The organism is Pseudomonas sp. FW305-3-2-15-C-LB1, assembly GCF_058787615.1.
Map to the genome: position 1 here is coordinate 1 of NZ_JBYSZX010000040.1, position 1,805 is coordinate 1,805.

Below are 1,805 nucleotides of genomic sequence, written 5' to 3' on the forward strand. Positions count from 1 at the left end.
AAATGACAGTGCCGACCAGCGGTATTCTCGGCTCACAGCACCACCACCGACACCGTGTTATTACGCGCATTGGCCACTGTCCCGTCCTGAATAAGGTTTACGCCTTCTGACCTATCTTCAGGAGGAGTCAATGGATTCGGGCAAAAGGCGGAGCCAGCGTGACTACACGCTAGCCTTTAAATTATCGGTCGTAGACCAGGTCGAAAAGGGCGAGTTGAGTTATAAAGAGGCTCAACGGCGCTACGGCATTCAGGGCCGGTCCACGGTACTGGTCTGGCTACGCAAGCACGGCCGGCAGGACTGGAGCCAAGGCGCCTCAATTCGAGAGCCGAGGAGCAGGTCCATGATCGAGCCAACCCTCCCGCTGACCCCCGAGCAGCGGATCAAAGAGTTCGAAGAACAGCTGGCGCTAAGCAATCAGAAAGCGCAATTCTTCGAAGCCGTCGTGAATGTTCTGAAGAATGACTACGGTGTTTCCGTCGTAAAAAAGCGACCCGGCAAGTCCTCTCGCAAGGGCAAATCCAAGGCCTGAGCATCACCAGGGCTTGCCTGTTCATGGGCATTTCGCGCCAAGCGTATTACCAACGCAATCGGGCTTTCGACGAGAGGGCTCGTCAAGATCAAGAAGTCATGGACTTTGTTCTTGAAAAGCGCCGCCGCCAGCCACGGATAGGCACGCGCAAGCTGCATTACCTGATGAGCGTCGAAGTTGGCGCATCAGTGCGGGTCGGCAGAGACCGCTTGTTTAGCATCCTGCGCAATGCTCGAGTGTCCCGTCCTGGGCGGGCTGTCATTGTGGAGTACAAGCATATAGGAGGTCAGAGGTCGACCAACGCAATGGTACTCGATCGGTAGTTTGAGACTAGCAGATGCTTGCCGTTGGGCGTCACTTGTAAATATTGGGGGCCGTTGAAGCCGCTTAGCGTGTTCACAAGTTTCGGTTGGTCTTCTGAGGTGTCGAAGATGTGTACTTTATCAGTGCCGTACTCTGTTACATAAAGTAGCGCCTCAGAAGGGTTAGTGGCTACTCCTACAGCGGAGTTAAAGCCTTGATTTGTATTTATTATCTTGTTGAGCAGGCGATCAAAGGTGCCCACGATAGAACCCGACACGTAGAAGCCTTTATTGTCGGTGTTAGAGAAAGCAATGCCGCTGACAGGAGGGGAGAAAGGTGCATTGAAAATGAATGCGTCTGAGCTTGTATCGAATCGACGTACCCCCCAATTGCCGTACCAACCGTAAATGACATTTTCGGGCGATATCCAGAGCCGGCCACTTACCGCCCCCGTGCCCGTAGGAATGTATTTTTCAACGTTGCCGGTTTGCGTATTGATTTTTGCAATTTCATAAAGTGCACCACCACCATCATTAAAGTACTCGGTTGAAGTGTAAGCATAAGTGCCTGTACCCTTGATTCCGGTAAGGCCATATGGCACTTTGTAGTATAGCAAAGTTTGTTTAAGCAAAGTGTAGGAGGCGGTGTCGTAAGCGGCAACAAGATTAGCGGTTGACGCGTAGCCTGCTGGTTGTCCTATTAAAAGCTTAGTGCCGTCATTGTTTAAGGAGATTGCATAGCCTCTCGGCGTTTGTATTGTATGTATGACCAGTGCTTTTTCTATGTCAATAACACTCACTGTTGTTGACTGGCGATTGAGTATAAACGCAGTTTTGCTGTCTTTACTTATCACAATCTCGTGACTACCGGCACCCACAGTGATGTGTTTTGATACCACAGGCTGGCGATTAATCCTGTAAGCAACCGACTTCAGCTTGATCGCACTGTTTTCAATCCCCGCTTCGTCCAG

The 1,805-nt window shown here is 51.0% G+C and carries 1 protein-coding gene and 1 pseudogene; one reads left to right on the forward strand and one right to left on the reverse strand.

The features are described 5' to 3' along the window. Window positions 1-130: 130 nt before the first annotated feature. Window positions 131-771 (forward strand): annotated as a pseudogene (locus tag AC3WP7_RS30010) (helix-turn-helix domain-containing protein); the annotation flags it as partial. A 47-nt stretch (window positions 772-818) separates the two neighbouring features. Here AC3WP7_RS30010 and AC3WP7_RS30015 read toward each other — a convergent pair. Then, on the reverse strand, window positions 819-1,805 hold a 987-nt coding region (locus AC3WP7_RS30015; RefSeq protein ID WP_158243820.1), incomplete at its 5' end, for a YncE family protein.